The 16,700-nt window shown below is 53.8% G+C and carries 14 protein-coding genes and 1 pseudogene; 12 read left to right on the top strand and 3 right to left on the bottom strand.

Annotated elements, in window-relative coordinates; translation table 11 throughout:
• Positions 1-50 precede the first annotated feature (50 nt).
• The 11 genes and pseudogenes from proV to ACUY4Q_RS05525 all read left to right on the top strand — a co-directional run bounded on the left by proV (position 51) and on the right by ACUY4Q_RS05525 (position 12,007).
• A complete protein-coding gene (gene proV, locus ACUY4Q_RS05575; RefSeq protein ID WP_458046082.1) occupies positions 51-1,253 on the top strand; it encodes a glycine betaine/L-proline ABC transporter ATP-binding protein ProV in 1,203 nt (400 codons plus the stop codon).
• Positions 1,246-2,313: a glycine betaine/L-proline ABC transporter permease ProW gene (gene proW / locus ACUY4Q_RS05570; RefSeq protein WP_458046081.1), complete on the top strand. Its 1,068-nt coding sequence runs from the start codon at positions 1,246-1,248 to the stop codon at positions 2,311-2,313. Before proV ends, proW begins: the two co-directional genes overlap by 8 nt.
• A gap of 71 nt (positions 2,314-2,384) precedes the next feature.
• Complete coding sequence (proX, locus tag ACUY4Q_RS05565; protein ID WP_458046080.1) at positions 2,385-3,380, top strand: glycine betaine/L-proline ABC transporter substrate-binding protein ProX; 996 nt, start codon at positions 2,385-2,387, stop codon at positions 3,378-3,380.
• Positions 3,381-4,023: 643 nt separating this feature from the next.
• A complete protein-coding gene (locus tag ACUY4Q_RS05560) occupies positions 4,024-5,208 on the top strand; it encodes an MFS transporter (protein WP_458046079.1) in 1,185 nt (394 codons plus the stop codon).
• Positions 5,209-5,330: 122 nt separating this feature from the next.
• Positions 5,331-6,074, top strand: coding sequence for an AzlC family ABC transporter permease (locus ACUY4Q_RS05555; protein WP_458046078.1), 744 nt, complete (start codon positions 5,331-5,333; stop codon positions 6,072-6,074).
• Positions 6,067-6,402 carry an L-valine transporter subunit YgaH gene (gene ygaH, locus ACUY4Q_RS05550; protein ID WP_458046077.1) on the top strand — a complete coding sequence of 112 codons (336 nt, stop codon included), beginning with the start codon at positions 6,067-6,069 and terminating at the stop codon, positions 6,400-6,402. Before ACUY4Q_RS05555 ends, ygaH begins: the two co-directional genes overlap by 8 nt.
• Before the next feature lie 90 nt (positions 6,403-6,492).
• The gene (gene mprA, locus ACUY4Q_RS05545; protein WP_458046076.1) at positions 6,493-7,023 is read left to right on the top strand and encodes a transcriptional repressor MprA; all 531 of its coding nucleotides are present in this window, start codon (positions 6,493-6,495) and stop codon (positions 7,021-7,023) included.
• A gap of 130 nt (positions 7,024-7,153) precedes the next feature.
• Positions 7,154-8,326, top strand: coding sequence for a multidrug efflux MFS transporter periplasmic adaptor subunit EmrA (emrA, locus tag ACUY4Q_RS05540; RefSeq protein WP_458046075.1), 1,173 nt, complete (start codon positions 7,154-7,156; stop codon positions 8,324-8,326).
• A gap of 12 nt (positions 8,327-8,338) precedes the next feature.
• Entirely contained in the window at positions 8,339-9,877 is a 1,539-nt protein-coding gene (gene emrB / locus ACUY4Q_RS05535; RefSeq protein ID WP_458046074.1) for a multidrug efflux MFS transporter permease subunit EmrB, read from the top strand.
• A 278-nt stretch (positions 9,878-10,155) separates the two neighbouring features.
• A complete protein-coding gene (locus ACUY4Q_RS05530; protein ID WP_458046073.1) occupies positions 10,156-10,863 on the top strand; it encodes an RNA ligase family protein in 708 nt (235 codons plus the stop codon).
• Positions 10,860-12,007, top strand: a pseudogene (locus ACUY4Q_RS05525) (AAA family ATPase). Before ACUY4Q_RS05530 ends, ACUY4Q_RS05525 begins: the two are co-directional and overlap by 4 nt.
• A gap of 41 nt (positions 12,008-12,048) precedes the next feature.
• Here the strand turns inward: ACUY4Q_RS05525 and ACUY4Q_RS05520 are convergent.
• A complete protein-coding gene (locus tag ACUY4Q_RS05520; protein ID WP_458046072.1) occupies positions 12,049-13,461 on the bottom strand; it encodes an FKBP-type peptidyl-prolyl cis-trans isomerase in 1,413 nt (470 codons plus the stop codon).
• A complete protein-coding gene (locus tag ACUY4Q_RS05515; RefSeq protein WP_458046071.1) occupies positions 13,458-13,796 on the bottom strand; it encodes a YuaE family lipoprotein in 339 nt (112 codons plus the stop codon). The genes ACUY4Q_RS05520 and ACUY4Q_RS05515 overlap by 4 nt, the downstream gene beginning before the upstream one ends.
• Positions 13,797-14,223: 427 nt before the next feature.
• On the opposite strand from ACUY4Q_RS05515, the gene leuA reads away from it, so the two are divergent.
• Complete coding sequence (gene leuA, locus ACUY4Q_RS05510) at positions 14,224-15,882, top strand: 2-isopropylmalate synthase (RefSeq protein ID WP_458046070.1); 1,659 nt, start codon at positions 14,224-14,226, stop codon at positions 15,880-15,882.
• Here the strand turns inward: leuA and ACUY4Q_RS05505 are convergent.
• Complete coding sequence (locus tag ACUY4Q_RS05505; protein ID WP_458046069.1) at positions 15,879-16,649, bottom strand: AraC family transcriptional regulator; 771 nt, start codon at positions 16,647-16,649, stop codon at positions 15,879-15,881. The genes leuA and ACUY4Q_RS05505 overlap by 4 nt on opposite strands.
• Positions 16,650-16,700 lie beyond the last annotated feature (51 nt).

The raw sequence follows: 16,700 nt of genomic DNA, 5'->3' as shown, positions 1-16,700 counted from the left end.
GCATCAGGTAACATATCGACATAAATAAATAACAGGAAACGTTTTATTGCATGGCAATTAAATTAGAAGTTAAGAATCTCTATAAAGTATTTGGTGAGCATCCGCAGCGGGCTTTCAAATATATTGAAAAAGGACTTTCGAAAGAACAAATTCTGGAAAAAACAGGGCTATCGCTTGGCGTTAAAGACGCCAGTCTGGCCATTGAAGAAGGCGAGATATTTGTCATCATGGGATTATCCGGTTCGGGTAAGTCCACAATGGTACGCCTTCTCAATCGCCTGATTGAACCCACCCGCGGACAGGTACTGATTGATGGCGTGGATATTGCCAAAATATCAGATGCTGAGCTTCGCGAGGTGCGCAGGAAAAAGATTGCGATGGTCTTCCAGTCATTCGCCCTGATGCCGCATATGACAGTGTTAAATAACGCTGCGTTCGGTATGGAATTAGCGGGTGCCAGCGCCAGTGAGCGTCAGGAAAAAGCATTAGATGCATTGCGTCAGGTTGGGCTTGAGAATTATGCCCATGCTTATCCGGATGAACTCTCTGGCGGTATGCGGCAACGTGTCGGTCTGGCCCGCGCATTAGCCATCAACCCTGACATCTTATTAATGGATGAAGCCTTCTCGGCACTCGACCCATTAATTCGTACCGAGATGCAGGATGAACTGGTGAAATTACAGTCGCGTCATCAACGTACCGTGGTCTTTATTTCCCACGATCTCGATGAAGCAATGCGTATTGGCGATCGGATTGCCATTATGCAAAACGGTGAAGTCGTCCAGGTCGGGACGCCGGATGAAATACTGAATAATCCGGCGAATGATTATGTGCGAACCTTCTTCCGTGGCGTGGATATTAGCCAGGTGTTTAGCGCGAAAGATATTGCCCGTCGTACACCGGTTGGCCTTATTCGTCGAACCCCAGGTTTTGGTCCGCGCTCGGCGCTGAAAATGTTGCAGGATGAAGACCGCGAATACGGTTATGTCATTGAACGCGGCAATAAATTTGTCGGCATTGTCTCCATCGATTCTCTGAAAACGGCGCTAAGCCAAAACCAGGGAATCGATGCGGCGCTCATCGATTCCCCGCTCGCGGTGGAAGCAGAAACGCCACTTAGCGAGTTGCTCTCACATGTTGGCCAGGCACCCTGCGCGGTACCGGTAGTGGGAGAAGAACAACAGTACGTCGGCATCATCTCGAAACGCATGCTGCTACAGGCTTTAGATCGCGAGGGGGCAAACAATGGCTGATCAAAACAACCCATGGGATAGCGCACCCGCAACAGACAGCGCGGCACAATCGGCGGACGCATGGGGCTCATCATCCGCACCAGCACCCACCGACGGTGGCAGTGCGGACTGGCTGAACAGCGCTCCGGCACCGGCGCCAGAACATTTTAATATCATGGATCCGTTCCATAAGACGCTGATCCCACTTGATAGCTGGGTCACCGAAGGGATCGATTGGGTCGTCACCCATTTCCGTCCGGTGTTCCAGGGGATTCGTGTGCCCGTGGATTACATCCTGAGCGCCTTCCAGCAGTTGCTGCTGGGAATGCCTGCGCCGGTGGCCATTATTATCTTCTCGTTGATTGCCTGGCAGATCAGCAGCGTCGGGATGGGCGTTGCCACGCTGATCTCGTTGATAGCGATTGGTGCCATTGGCGCCTGGTCGCAGGCCATGGTCACGCTGGCATTGGTGCTGACCGCCCTGCTGTTTTGCATCATCATCGGCTTGCCGCTTGGCATCTGGCTGGCACGCAGCGAGCGGGCGGCGAAGATTATTCGCCCTCTGCTGGATGCCATGCAGACAACGCCCGCGTTTGTCTACCTGGTGCCGATAGTTATGCTATTCGGTATTGGCAACGTGCCGGGTGTGGTGGTGACGATTATCTTCGCCCTGCCACCGGTGGTTCGTCTGACCATTCTGGGTATTAACCAGGTGCCGGAAGATTTGATTGAAGCATCACGTTCATTTGGTGCCAGCCCGCGCCAGATGCTGTTCAAAGTACAGTTACCACTGGCCATGCCCACCATTATGGCGGGGATCAACCAGACGCTTATGCTTGCCCTCTCCATGGTAGTGATCGCATCGATGATCGCCGTCGGTGGACTTGGCCAGATGGTACTTCGCGGTATTGGCCGTCTCGATATGGGGCTGGCAACCGTCGGTGGCGTCGGGATTGTTATCCTCGCCATCATCCTCGACCGCCTGACGCAGGCGATGGGTCGCGATGCCCGCAGCAGGGGCAATCGTCGCTGGTACAGCACCGGCCCGCTCGGGTTGATCACTCGCCCATTCACTAAGTAACGATGTAGCTCGCCCGGAGACACGCGCTCCGGGCCTACTGAGTCCTACCTAAAATTGAAGGAATAACAACGATGCGACAGAACCTTATTCTCGCCACAGCGTTTGCCACCCTCGTCTCCACCAGCACATTTGCGGCCGACCTGCCCGGCAAAGGCATTACCGTTCAACCGTTCCAGAGCACCATCTCTGAAGAAGCATTCCAGACGCTGCTGGTCAGCCGCGGGCTGGAAAAGCTCGGCTACACCGTAAACAAACCCAGCGAAGTGGATTACAACGTCGGTTACACCTCTATGGCCGCAGGCGACGTGACCTTTACCGCCGTCAACTGGCAACCGCTGCATGACGACATGTACGCTGCGGCAGGCGGTGATAAGAAATTCTATCGTGAAGGCACCTATGTGACCGGCGCGGCACAAGGTTACCTGATCGACAAAAAAACCGCCGAGCAGTACCACATCACCAATATTGCGCAGCTCAAAGATCCGAAAATTGCCAAAATCTTTGATACCAACGGCGATGGCAAAGCCGACATGATGGGCTGTTCGCCTGGCTGGGGCTGTGAAGCGGTCATCAACCATCAGAACGACGCTTTTGATCTGGCGAAAACGGTAACCGTCAGCCACGGTAACTATTCGGCGATGATGGCCGACACCATCACCCGCTTTAAAGAAGGCAAACCGGTGCTCTATTACACCTGGACCCCTTACTGGGTGAGCGATGTGATGAAACCGGGTAAAGATGTGGTCTGGCTGCAGGTGCCGTTCTCATCTCTGCCGGGTGAGCAAAAAGATATCGATACCAAACTGCCGAACGGCATGAACTATGGTTTCCCGGTTAACACCATGCACATTGTGGCCAACAAAGCCTGGGCCGAGAAAAACCCGGCGGCGGCAAAACTGTTCTCAGTGATGAAACTGCCGCTGGCTGACATCAATGCGCAGAACGCCATGATGCACGCCGGTAAATCGTCAGAAGCCGATGTCCAGGGTCATGTTGATGGCTGGATCAAAGCGCACCAGCAGCAGTTTGATGGCTGGGTGAAAGAAGCGCTAGCCGCCCAGAAGTAAGGGGTTGGCTTTTTAGTCGCCCCTCGCTCGGTTTCCTCCCTCTCCCCGTGGAGAGGGGACCGTTTAGTGCGGTTTGTCAGTGCTTTTCTCCCTCATATTTTGCCGCGATAACACGGCGTCATGAGAATAAAACGGTCACCGCGATGACTGGGTCCGGCTGAAAATCGACGAAGCGTATCCGTAAGGCCGGGGCGCCGCGCAGGGATGCGCGGCGAGGGCGACTTTACACGGACGTTACCTTCGCCCGTCCCCGATAAGCCTGAAGGAATATGCGCAGTGGACCGCGCCAGCGGCGATTTTCCTGGCCGGGAGCCCGGGTCGCCAGGGTGGTGGCGGTGAGCCACCCTGGCACGTTCACCGGTTCTGTCGCTACATAAAAGCAAGGAACATAAGGTGAACGGAATGACCCTCAGAGCTGCATGTTTCCCCTCACCCCTGCCCTCTCCCCAGAGAGGAGAGGGAGTTGTAACGCGTTGTATTACTGGGATCCCTCACCCTTGAGGGAGATAGCCAGGATAAGGGCAATAAACCGCACAAATTCTTAACCGCACTATCTGACACGCGATCGCGCTCACATTATTCTCTTCATTCGTTATTATTGGTTTCTACAAAAATAATCAGCCAATGAATCATTCAGAGAACAATGACGAAACAACATCAAGGGCTTAGCCCGGCGCTGATCGCGCTCATGTCCATCGCCACCGGCCTCTCCGTTGCCAGCAATTATTACGCACAGCCACTGCTCGACGCGATTGCCCGCGCCTTCTCGCTCTCTCCTAACCAGGCCGGATTTATTGTTACCGCAGCCCAACTCGGTTATGCCGCAGGCCTGCTGTTCCTCGTTCCCCTGGGCGATATGTTTGAGCGCAGACGCCTTATCGTCTCCATGACCCTGCTGGCAGCAGGCGGCATGCTGATTACGGCCAGCAGCTCCACGCTGTGGATGATGATTCTCGGGACCGCGCTGACGGGGCTTTTCTCCGTCGTGGCACAAATCCTCGTCCCGTTGGCCGCCACCCTTGCCGCACCGGAAAAACGGGGCAAAGTCATCGGTACCATAATGAGTGGCTTGCTGCTCGGCATTTTGCTGGCGCGAACCGTTGCCGGACTGCTGGCGGGTCTCGGCGGCTGGCGGACGGTTTACTGGGTCGCGAGCTTGCTGATGGTGGTAATGGCCATCGCCTTATGGCGCGGCCTGCCGAAGGTCAAACAGGAAAACCACCTGAATTATCCTCAGCTTCTGCGATCGATTTTTAGCCTTTTTGCGCAGGAAAAGCTGCTGCGCACCCGCGCAATGCTGGGCTGCCTCTCTTTTGCCAACTTCAGCATTCTCTGGACCTCAATGGCCTTTCTGCTCGCCTCCCCGCCGTTTAATTACTCAGAGGGAGTGATTGGTCTGTTTGGTCTGGTCGGTGCAGCGGGCGCGCTGGGGGCACGTCCTTTTGGCGGTCTGGCGGACAAAGGGAAAGCCCATCTGACCACCACCGTCTCGCTGGGATTACTTTTCCTCTCCTGGCTGGCGATTGCCTGGGGACAAAGCTCAGTCCTGGCGCTCATTGTCGGGATTCTGGTGCTGGATTTAACCGTACAGGGCGTACACATCACAAATCAGACCGTGATTTACCGCCTGAAACCAGATGCCCGCAACCGCCTCACCGCAGGCTATATGACCAGTTACTTTATTGGTGGCGCGGCGGGATCGTTAATTTCTGCTTCAGCATGGCAGCACGCAGGCTGGACAGGGGTAAGCATAGCAGGCGGAAGTTTCGCTGCCCTTAACCTGTTGGTCTGGTGGCGAGGCTACCACCGACAGCCAAACGCAGAATAAAATCGCGCTCAGGATGACGGCGATCACCAAAAAACCGGGGTGTTAAGGCGCCCCTTAGTCTGTTAAGGTTAATACACTATTTATCCCGGTGATTTTAACGTGGGTGATATTTAACACAGACTATGGATAGTTCAGATATAACCACGGAGTCCGTTCCCGCCTCACGTGCCACCTTTATTGAAGGGTTCAAAGATAGCCTCCCCATCGTATTAAGTTACGTTCCCGTGGCTTTTGCGTTCGGACTGAACGCCACCCGACTCGGCTTCACGCCTCTTGAGAGCGTCTTCTTCTCCTGCATCATCTACGCCGGTGCCAGTCAGTTTGTTATTACGGCCATGCTCGCCGCAGGCAGTTCGCTGTGGATTGCCGCACTGACCGTGATGGCCATGGACGTGCGCCACGTCCTGTACGGCCCGTCGCTGCGTAGCCGCATCCTGCAACCGTTAAAAAAATCCAAAACGGCGCTGTGGGCCTTTGGCCTCACCGATGAAGTTTTTGCCGCCGCCACCGCTAAACTGGTGCGCGACAATCGCCGCTGGAGTGAAAACTGGATGGCGGGCATTGCGCTTTGTGCCTGGCTCTCGTGGGTCTTCGGTACCGTTCTCGGCGCTTTTTCGGGTAATGGCCTGCTTGACGGTTACCCGGCTGTGGAATCCGCATTAGGTTTCATGCTCCCGGCGCTGTTTTTAAGTTTCCTGCTGGCCTCTTTTCAGCGTAATCAGAGCCTCAGCGTCACCGCCTCGCTGCTCGGTGCGCTGGCAGGCGTCACGTTATTTTCCATTCCTGTTGCCATCATGGCCGGTATTGTGTGCGGCTGCCTGACGGCGCTGGTGCAGGCGTTTTATCAGGGGGCACCCGATGCGTGAGGATGTCCTGCTGCTTGGGCTGTTGGTCGGCGGCGTCAATTATCTCTTTCGCTACCTGCCATTAAGGCTACACGCCGGGCAGTCGCGCCCGGGCAAACGTGGCGTGGCCGGCGTGTTACTGGACACTATCGGTATCGCGTCTATCTGCGCCTTACTGGTGGTATCAACGGCACCGGAGGTGATCCATGACAGCCGTAGACTGCTCCCGACAATCATTGGCTTCGCCGTTCTCGGACTGAGTTTCTGGAAAACGCGTAGCATCATCATTCCGACGTTACTCAGTGCCCTCGCTTACGGAATCGCCTGGAAACTGCTGACAGTTCCATAGCTAAAGCAAATGTATTCCACAAAATAATACATTTACTTTATTTGTCACTGTCGTTACTATATCGACTGCAATTAATGAGGTTATGCCCAAATGGATAGTTCGTTTACACCCATTGAACAAATGCTAAAATTCCGCGCCAGCCGTTACGAGGATTTCCCATTCCAGGAAATTCTGCTGACTCGCCTGTGTATGCATATGCAGGGAAAACTGCTGGAAAATCGCAATAAAATGCTGAAAGCTCAAGGGATTAACGAAACACTGTTTATGGCGTTAATCACCCTGGAGTCGCAGGAAAATCACAGTATTCAGCCTTCTGAGCTGAGCAGTGCGCTGGGGTCCTCACGCACCAACGCGACCCGTATTGCCGACGAGCTGGAAAAACGCGGCTGGATTGAACGCCGTGAAAGCAACAACGACCGCCGCTGTCTTCATCTGCAACTGACCGACAAAGGCCATGAATTCTTACGCCAGGTACTGCCTCCGCAGCATCATTGCCTGCATCAACTCTGGTCGTCTTTGAGCAATGACGAGAAGGGTCAGCTCGAGAACATCACCCGCAAGCTTCTTACACGCCTTGATCAAATGGACGAAGACGGTGCCATTTTAGAGGCGCTGCGCTAAGGCTGACGCTGCCCGACCATCCAGATTAATAAAAAGAATGCTGACAGGCCGGCACGTAAAACTGCTGGCCTTTCTGACAAAACCGGTCGGCTATGGCCGATAAGAAAAAAATAAGATCGTGGAGAAAAACATGAGCGCAAATGCGGAGAGTACAACCCCGCAGCAACCGGTCAAAAAGAAAGGCAAACGCAAAGGCGCCCTTCTTCTGCTGACCTTGCTCTTTATTGTTATTGCCGTGGCATATGGGATTTATTGGTTTTTAGTGGTGCGTCATTTCGAAGAGACGGATGACGCCTACGTGGCAGGGAACCAGGTTCAGATCATGGCGCAGGTTTCGGGCAGCGTGACGAAAGTCTGGGCTGACAACACCGATTATGTCAAACAGGGTGATGTACTGGTGACACTGGATGCCACCGATGCTCAGCAGGCTTTTGAAAAAGCCCAGACCGCCCTGGTCTCCAGCGTGCGTCAAACCCGCCAGTTGATGATCAACAGCAAGCAGTTGCAGGCGAGTATTGAGCTGCAAAAAACCGCACTTGCTCAGGCCCAGACTGACTTTAACCGTCGTGTTCCGCTCGGTAGCGCCAATTTGATTGGTCGCGAAGAGCTGCAACACGCCCGTGATGCCGTCACCAGTGCGCAAGCGCAACTGGACGTCGCTATCCAACAGTACAACGCCAATCAGGCGATGATCATGGATACCCGTCTGGAAGATCAGCCGACCGTAAAACAGGCCGCCGCTGAGGTACGTAACGCCTGGCTTGCCCTGCAACGAACCAAAATTGTCAGCCCGATCACCGGCTATGTATCCCGCCGTGCGGTTCAGCCTGGCGCGCAAATTAGCCCGACGACAGCGCTGATGGCCGTAGTTCCCGCCACCGGTCTGTGGGTCGATGCCAACTTCAAAGAAACCCAGCTGGCACATATGCGTATTGGTCAGACGGCAACCGTCATCAGTGACATTTACGGCGATGAGGTGAAGTACACCGGTAAAGTGGTGGGCCTGGATATGGGCACCGGCAGCGCCTTCTCGCTGCTGCCTGCACAGAACGCCACCGGTAACTGGATTAAGGTTGTGCAGCGACTGCCGGTACGTATCGAGCTGGATGAAAAACAGCTGAGCGAACATCCGCTGCGTATCGGTCTCTCCTCACTGGTGTCTGTCGACACCACCCAGCGTGACGGTCAGGTGCTGGCAAGCCAGGTACGCACCAGCCCGGCCTACGAAAGTAACGCTCGTGAGCTGAACCTTGAACCGGTTAACACCTTGATCGAAGAGATCGTCAAAGCCAACGCGGGTTAATCTGAGGTGCAAATGCAACAGAGAAAACCGCTCGAAGGCGCGCAACTGGTCATTATGACCATCGCGCTTTCACTGGCGACCTTCATGCAGGTGCTGGATTCCACCATTGCCAACGTGGCGATCCCGACCATAGCGGGTAACCTTGGCTCGTCGCTGAGCCAGGGCACCTGGGTCATCACCTCGTTCGGGGTAGCCAACGCCATTTCCATCCCCATCACCGGCTGGCTGGCGAAACGGGTGGGTGAGGTCAAACTGTTCCTCTGGTCAACGGTCGCCTTTGCCATTGCTTCATGGGCATGCGGTGTGTCGAACAGCCTGAATATGCTGATCTTCTTCCGTGTCATTCAGGGGATTGTGGCCGGGCCGCTGATCCCTCTGTCACAAAGCCTGTTGCTGAGTAACTACCCTCCCGCCAAGCGCTCTATCGCGCTGGCGCTCTGGTCGATGACCGTTATCGTGGCACCCATCTGTGGTCCGATTCTGGGTGGCTACATCAGCGATAACTACCACTGGGGCTGGATCTTCTTCATCAACGTCCCCATTGGTATCCTGGTGGTGGCGCTGACGCTGCAATCCCTGCGCGGACGTGAAACGCGGACCGAGCAACGTCGCATCGATGGTGTAGGCCTCGCACTGTTAGTGCTCGGCATCGGTAGTCTGCAGGTGATGCTTGACCAGGGCAAGGAGCTGGACTGGTTCAACTCGACAGAGATAATCATCCTCACCATTGTGGCGGTGGTGTCTCTGTGCTTCCTCATCGTCTGGGAGCTGACTGACGACAACCCGATCGTGGATTTATCCCTGTTTAAGTCGCGAAACTTCACTATCGGGTGTCTGTGTATCAGCCTCGCCTATATGCTCTACTTCGGCGCGATTGTGCTGTTACCGCAGCTGTTGCAGGAGGTATACGGCTACACGGCGACCTGGGCGGGGCTGGCGTCAGCGCCGGTCGGGATCATCCCGGTACTGCTGTCGCCGATCATTGGCCGCTTCGCACATAAGCTGGATATGCGCCGTCTGGTGACCTTCAGCTTCATCATGTATGCCGTCTGCTTCTACTGGCGTGCATACACGTTCGAGCCAGGGATGGATTTTGGTGCCTCGGCGTGGCCGCAGTTTATTCAGGGCTTTGCGGTGGCCTGCTTCTTTATGCCACTGACCACCATTACCCTCTCAGGCTTGCCACCGGAGCGACTGGCGGCAGCATCAAGTCTGTCGAATTTTGCCCGTACGCTGGCCGGTTCGATTGGGACCTCCATCACCACCACGCTCTGGACAAACCGTGAATCGATGCACCATGCGCAGCTTACGGAATCGGTGAATCCCTATAATCCTAACGCGCAGGAGATGTATAACCAGCTGCAGGGAATGGGGATGTCACAGCAGCAGGCGTCAGGCTGGATTGCCCAACAGATTACCAGTCAGGGGCTGATTATTTCCGCCAATGAGATTTTCTGGGTGTCGGCAGGCGTGTTCCTGCTGCTGTTGGGACTGGTGTGGTTTGCCCGGCCACCGTTTGGTACCGGCGGCGGCGGAGGCGGTGCGCACTAAGCTTTATGATTGTCACTGGAAGGGATCTACGGATCCCTTTTTTATACCCTTTTCCGCAGGTGGTTGTTTTATCATCATAACGGGTGTATCTTTACGCCCGCCCCGAAATCTTCCATTCACCCTAACCCGGTTCTGAGCCACGCGCTCAGGTTGTTATCCCTCTGACGTCGTCCACCCTCTTTGCGGGTGAATTTCATCCTCACATCATTCAACTCACTTAACCCGGTATTCGCACGCCGCGCGGGCGAACAATAAATAAACAAAAATAATGGATTATCATGAATTCGCAACGAAAATATGGGAGAACCTGGCACTATCCCTTCTCCCCAGGCACCACCAGCGACGACCGCATCAACGCCGATTACTGGCGCGATGTGCAGGCGATCTCCTCGCTGGTACATACGGAAAAGCTGGACGGTGAGAATAACTGCCTGAACCGTCATGGCGTTTTTGCGCGCTCTCATGCCGCGCCTACCCAGTCCGCATGGACACACAAAATTCGCCAGCGCTGGCAGCTGCTGAAAAACGATCTCGGCGAGCTCGAGCTCTTTGGTGAGAATCTTTACGCGGTTCACTCCATCGAGTATCACGCTCTGGAACAGGACTTCTTCCTGTTCGCCGTCCGCTGCAAGGATATGTGGTTGAGCTGGGAAGAGGTGAAGTTTTACGCCGCCCTGTTTGATTTCCCTTGCGTACCGGAACTGGCAGGCCCGCAGCCTGGCAGCGATGAGAAGCGCTGGCAACGTGAATTTCTGGCCCTGACGACTGGCAAGGGGGCGTTTGATCCCTGGGATACCCAGACCGGTACCCCCTGCACCCTGGAAGGGGTGGTCAGTCGCAACAGCGAAGAATTTCCAGTGGAGGATTTTGCTCATAATGTCTTTAAGTTTGTGCGCAAAAACCACGTGAAAACCACTGAACACTGGAAACGTAACTGGCATCGAGCCCGCATGGCCTATGAGTTTACACAAGGAGGCCCGCGATGATCTGGCAACTGAGTGAAGACAAACGCTGGTCTGCACTCCGCCAGCGATTTAGCTGGGTGGATGAGATGCATCAGGTGCCTCAGGATCCGCTCCATCACGCAGAAGGTGACGTGGGGATCCGCTCCATCACGCAGAAGGTGACGTGGGGATCCATACCGGAATGGTGCTTGATGCCTTAACGGCGATGGATGCGTACCAGCAACTCCCGCTTCAGCAGCAGGAGATGATGTGGGCGGCAGCACTTCTTCATGATGTTGAAAAGCGCAGTACCACCCACCAGGACGAAGAGGGACGCATTCACTCTCCAGGGCATGCGCGCAAAGGCGAACTGACCGCAAGGCAGATTTTATGGCGTGATATCCCCACCCCCTTTGCCCTGCGTGAGCAAATTGCGGCGCTGGTTCGCCTGCACGGCCTCCCGTTGTGGCTGCTCGAACGCCCTGCCCCGGAGCGCTTACTGCTGAGTGCCGCCATGCGCGTTGACACCCGACTGTTGGCATTGCTCGCGCGTGCCGACATGGAAGGACGTCATTGCCAGGATAAGCAGGAGATGCTCGACCGTATTGCTTTGTTCGAGCTGTTTTGTCAGGAGCAGCACTGCTGGGGGCAAGCACGTCCTTTTGCTTCTGACACGGCGCGATGGCACTACCTGACCCACGAGAATAGCCCGGCAGATTTCGTTCCCTGGGAGAGTGAACAATTTGAGGTGACGTTGCTCAGCGCCTTACCTGGCATGGGCAAAGACCGCTATATCAGTGAACATTGCCAGGGCATGGCCGTTATCAGTCTGGATGATATTCGCAGGCGGCTGGGGGTAAACCCTGGCGATCGCACCGCAACCGGGCGCGTTGTCCAGGCAGCGAAAGAGGATGCGCGTGTATTGCTTCGGCAAAAAACGCCCTTCGTCTGGAATGCCACTAACATCACCCGGCAGCTGCGAACTCAGCTTATCAGCCTGTTCACGGCCTACGGTGCGAGGGTAAAAATTGTCTATCTGGAAGTGCCCTGGCCGCAATGGAAAATGCAGAATGCCAATCGCCAGCATGCGGTACCGGAAGAGGTTATTCTGCGCATGTCGGGTAAGCTCGAGGTGCCTCAGCCTGATGAAGCACACTGCGTTGAGTATCGGGTAACAGACGCATAACCCATGAGCGCCTCCAGACCGGAGGCGCTTTTTAATGCGAACTATTTATTGATTCCTGTGACCTCAATGGTCAGTTCCGAAGCCACTCCCGGCGGTACGGTTCCGGGGATGCCCTGTTCGCCATACGCCAGTTGCCATGGCACGGTGATTTTTATCTTCCCACCGACGCCCAAACGCCGCACACCCTGCTGCATTAAATCGGGAAGCCTACCGACCTGCCCGGCACGGATTTCACCTTTCGAAATCATTTTTCCAGTACTGATTCTCTCGTTCAGCCTAAAACGAATCACATCGTCCGGAGAGAGTAAGGGGAGAGTGCCTTTCTTCACGACCTGATAGACAACGCCATTTATGGCTTGTTCCGCCCCCTTTCTTTTCGCAGCCTGAGCGACAAACTGTTCACTTTTTTGCCGGTTACTTTCGCTCTCGCGGCCATGCACTTCTGCTACCTTGCGGTCGATATTGGCCAGTATTTTGCCGATCTCTTCTTCACTAAGCTGCAATGTGCCATTCAGCTTGTCTTTAATCCCTTGCTGTAGGGCTTTGGCAGAAAACGTAACCCCTGCCTGTTCAATTGCTTTCATTTCGTAGCGTGCCCTGGCCGCGTAGTAGACGCCGGAGGCATAATTGACGCGCATTTCCTCCGAGGGATTTTTCTTGAGAGAGAATGCAGGTTCTTTTGCTTTTTCCAGTGCCTCTGCGGCGGTTTTAAGATCCGCTTCGAGCGTTGCCAGTCGCTTAGCTGATTGCGAATGCTCCGTGTTGATTTGCGCAAGCGTTTTGTCCCGTTCACTGCCCTGTTTCTTAGCTGCGGATAAGGTTGCGGTTAATTGAGCAATCTCGGCATCCCTGGCGGCAAGCACTGCCCTCAGCTCTTGAAAGGCAGATTTATCCCCAGCCGCTTGCGCGGCAACCGGTGCGTGGCTGGCCACTTCGGCTTTTAACGTTTCTATTTGCGTTACGTACTGTTTTTCCTGCTTCTCATAGCGCCGGGTAATTTCAGTAATCTGCTTTTCTGCCGCCATCAATTGCTGCTGCAACTGTTTATTTTCTTCATGGAAAGAGGCAGCCAGTTCCGTTGCAGGGCGAGGCTGCGCTGCCGCCAGCGCACGGTACTGATATGTTATCGTCTGTAATTCCTTGCGCACCTTGCTGAGTTGTCGTTTGAGTTTTATTACCTCTTTATTTGATGACGGCTCAACGTCTGAATGTGGCGCTGGCGTAACGTTTTGCCCCGCCGGCGCGGAGGCAGACGGTGCTCCAGAGAAAATGAGGGGAGAAGGTGGTGAGGTATTTTCTGACGCGTCACTTGTACTATTAAAGATCGCACCGGACTCAGGAATCAACATTCCCTCTTGTTTAAGGTGATCTATTAATAACTGTGCTTCAGCATGAATACTGCCAGGAAAGACTGACCACAATAATATTACGAGAATAGACAATGGTTTTTTCATAATTTATTCAGTTCATTGGCACGCTTCACCATACTCGTGAAGACGGCACTACGGTCACGAGCACACTCAACATCGACTTTCTTATTCAGTTCGAGCTTGATAATTTCAGCTGAGTTACCTTCAATAAGAGATTGATTCTTTTTATAGATTTCGTAGTTATTATTAATAATACTGAATTGTTGCTGATACTTCTTAAAGGTTGGATTATCGAGGGAGTGTGGTGCAGTAACTATCTGAACCCATTGCAACTCTTTGTGTTTCTCCTGAGGAACCTGAGGCGTACCTGCCTGCTTATTACGGGCACATCCAGTTAATTCACAAGAAAACAGAATCAAACACAATCCATAGTGAAATGACCGCATAATTACCTCACATTATTGCATTACATTTTTAAAGTTTATTCAAAGAATAAATGCATAACGCCCTGAAAAGTTTCAAATGAAAAGACGTAAAATCGAAAAGTATCACGCCATTTTAAAAATAACAACCCAAGCTGATTAAATGCATTAAAAATGAAAAGTGTCTCGCAATTGTTTTTATTCAATTTAAATATTGATAACCCACACTTATTCTTCAAGCCAATAAGTTTTTTTAAAATTATCCAGACTTAATAAAAGTTTATGTCATTACCTTTTATATTAACAGGAAACATTTACCCGCTTTTAGGGCATCATTGTCTAAATCGCGACAGCTTCTGTCAGTTTCGCTAAAGCAGCACACTGAAATTCCCCGCACGATAGAAAAAAACAACAGGAGCACGTCATGCTGCAAAATCCCGCGCAAAAATATCAACCTCATCAGCCGATTGCCTTACCCGATCGCCGCTGGCCTGACAAACAATTAACACAGGCTCCCCGCTGGCTTTCTACTGACCTTCGCGACGGTAATCAGGCGCTGGCCGAGCCAATGGACAGTGCGCGAAAGCTACAATTCTGGGATTTACTGCTCAGCTGCGGCTTTAAAGAGATCGAAGTGGCTTTTCCCTCTGCCTCACAAACTGATTTCAATTTTGTTCGCCAGTTGATTGAAGAAAAACGTATCCCTGAGAGTGTTACTATTCAGGTGCTCACCCAGGCGAGGGAAGACTTGATCCGCAGAACCTTTGAATCACTGAAAGGGGCCCACAGCGCTACCGTCCACCTTTACAACGCCACCGCACCGCTGTTCCGTAAGTTGGTATTCGGGATGGAAAAAGCCGATATCATTGCGCTTGCCGTCCGTTCGACCAGGCTTATTCGGCAACTCTGTGAAGCGAATCCCCAGACCCACTGGCAATACGAATACTCGCCGGAAACCTTCTGTTTTACCGAGCCCGAGTTTGCGCTGGAGATTTGTGAGGCGGTGGCCGATGTCTGGCAGCCTGGCGTTTCACGCCCAATGGTCATTAACCTGCCTGCCACCGTGGAAGTGAATACGCCGAATGTCTATGCCGATCAGATTGAATACTTTTGTCGCCACTTTACCCGACGTGAAGCGGTCTGTATTAGCGTACATCCGCATAACGACCGCGGCACCGGCGTTGCCTGCGCGGAACTTGCGCTGCTGGCGGGGGCGGATCGTGTCGAAGGCTGTCTTTTTGGTAACGGCGAGCGCACCGGGAACGTCTGCCTGGTTACGCTGGCCATGAATCTCTACAGCCAGGGCGTCTCACCAGAGCTGGACTTCAGTAACATGCAACAGGTGGTTGAGGTGGTGGAAAGCTGTAACCAGTTACCCGTACATCCACGTCATCCATGGGCAGGAAGACTGGCCTATACGGCGTTTTCCGGCTCGCACCAGGACGCTATCAAAAAAGGCTTTGATGCCCGCAAAGCTGGCGACCGCTGGGAGATGCCCTATCTGCCGGTCGATCCGCAAGATATTGGCTGTAGCTATGAAGCCGTGATCCGCGTAAATAGCCAGTCAGGTAAAAGCGGCAGCGCCTGGCTGATTGAACAAAACCATGGGTTAAAATTGCCCCGTGCCTTGCAGCAGGATTTTAGCCAGCACGTCCAGCGCGAAACCGACACGCACGGTCAGGAGATGACGCAAAATGCGTTGTGGCAACTCTTTCGGGAACGCTACGGGCTGATGGCGCAGCCGCCGATGGCGCTGGTTAATTACAAAAGCGAAAGTCATAAGGACGGTCAGTTACGGTTACAGGCAACGCTTACCCACGAGGGCATCGAACGCCAACTGGAAGGGCAAGGGAACGGGCTACTTTCGGCCGCAGCCAGCGCACTGAGTCATTTACTGAATAAACCGTTCAGCATTAAGGATTATCACGAACATACGCTTGGCGAGCGCAGCGACAGTCGCTCTGTCGCTTACATTCACTGTCTTTTCCCGGATGGATCCGGTCACTGGGGCGTCGGAGTCGATAATGACGTGGCTCGCGCATCGTTACAGGCACTGTTGAATGCATTGAACAACGGGCGTTAATCCTCAGGTTCACGGTAATATTCGCTGGGTGATATCCCCATTACCCGGCGAAACATCGCGGTAAACGCGCTGTGACTGCCGTAACCAAGATCGAGGGCCACACGCAGCACGGAATGCCCCTGCGCCAGTCGCACCAGTGACTCCATCAATTTTGCCCGACGAACCCACTCACTAAAGGTTAAGGCCGTCTGCCGTTGGAAATGGCGATTCAGGGTTTTTTCGCTCATACCCATCAGCCTGGCCGCCTGCGCACTGCTCCAGGGCTGCACAATCTCTTCCCGAATCTGCTGACAAAGCTTTTTCAGGCCATCGTTCTCCGGCTCTGGCAGGTAGAAAGGCAACACCTGCATACCACGAATTTCATCCAGCACCAGTTCATAAATACGTTCATCACGGCTGCCAGGGCGATAAATTTCCGGCAAAGAAAAGGAGGCGATAATCAGTTCACGGAGTAACGGGGTGATCTGCACGATCTGACATGACGCCGGCAGATCCGCTCGCGCCAGAGGGTCAATAAACAGGGTACGTGCCGCCACCGCGCCGGTCACACGAATAGCATGCTGCGTGCCAGACGGTAACCAAACGCCACGCCCCGGTGGAACCACCCAACAGCCAGAACGGGTCTCAACACGCACCACACCGCTGAGGATATGTAACAACTGCGCGCAGTCATGCTGATGCCACGGCTCGCTCTCCCCGTGCGCATAATCACGGGCATAGGGAACGAAGGGACGGTGCTGGAAGGAAAAGGATACGGTTGTTGTCATCGGTTTGAATAAACCTGACCTACCCTCTCCCGCAGGAGAGGGAAAAGGTGC

The organism is Phytobacter cepae (genome assembly GCF_054165735.1).
This window is presented reverse-complemented; position numbering and strand designations above follow the sequence as displayed.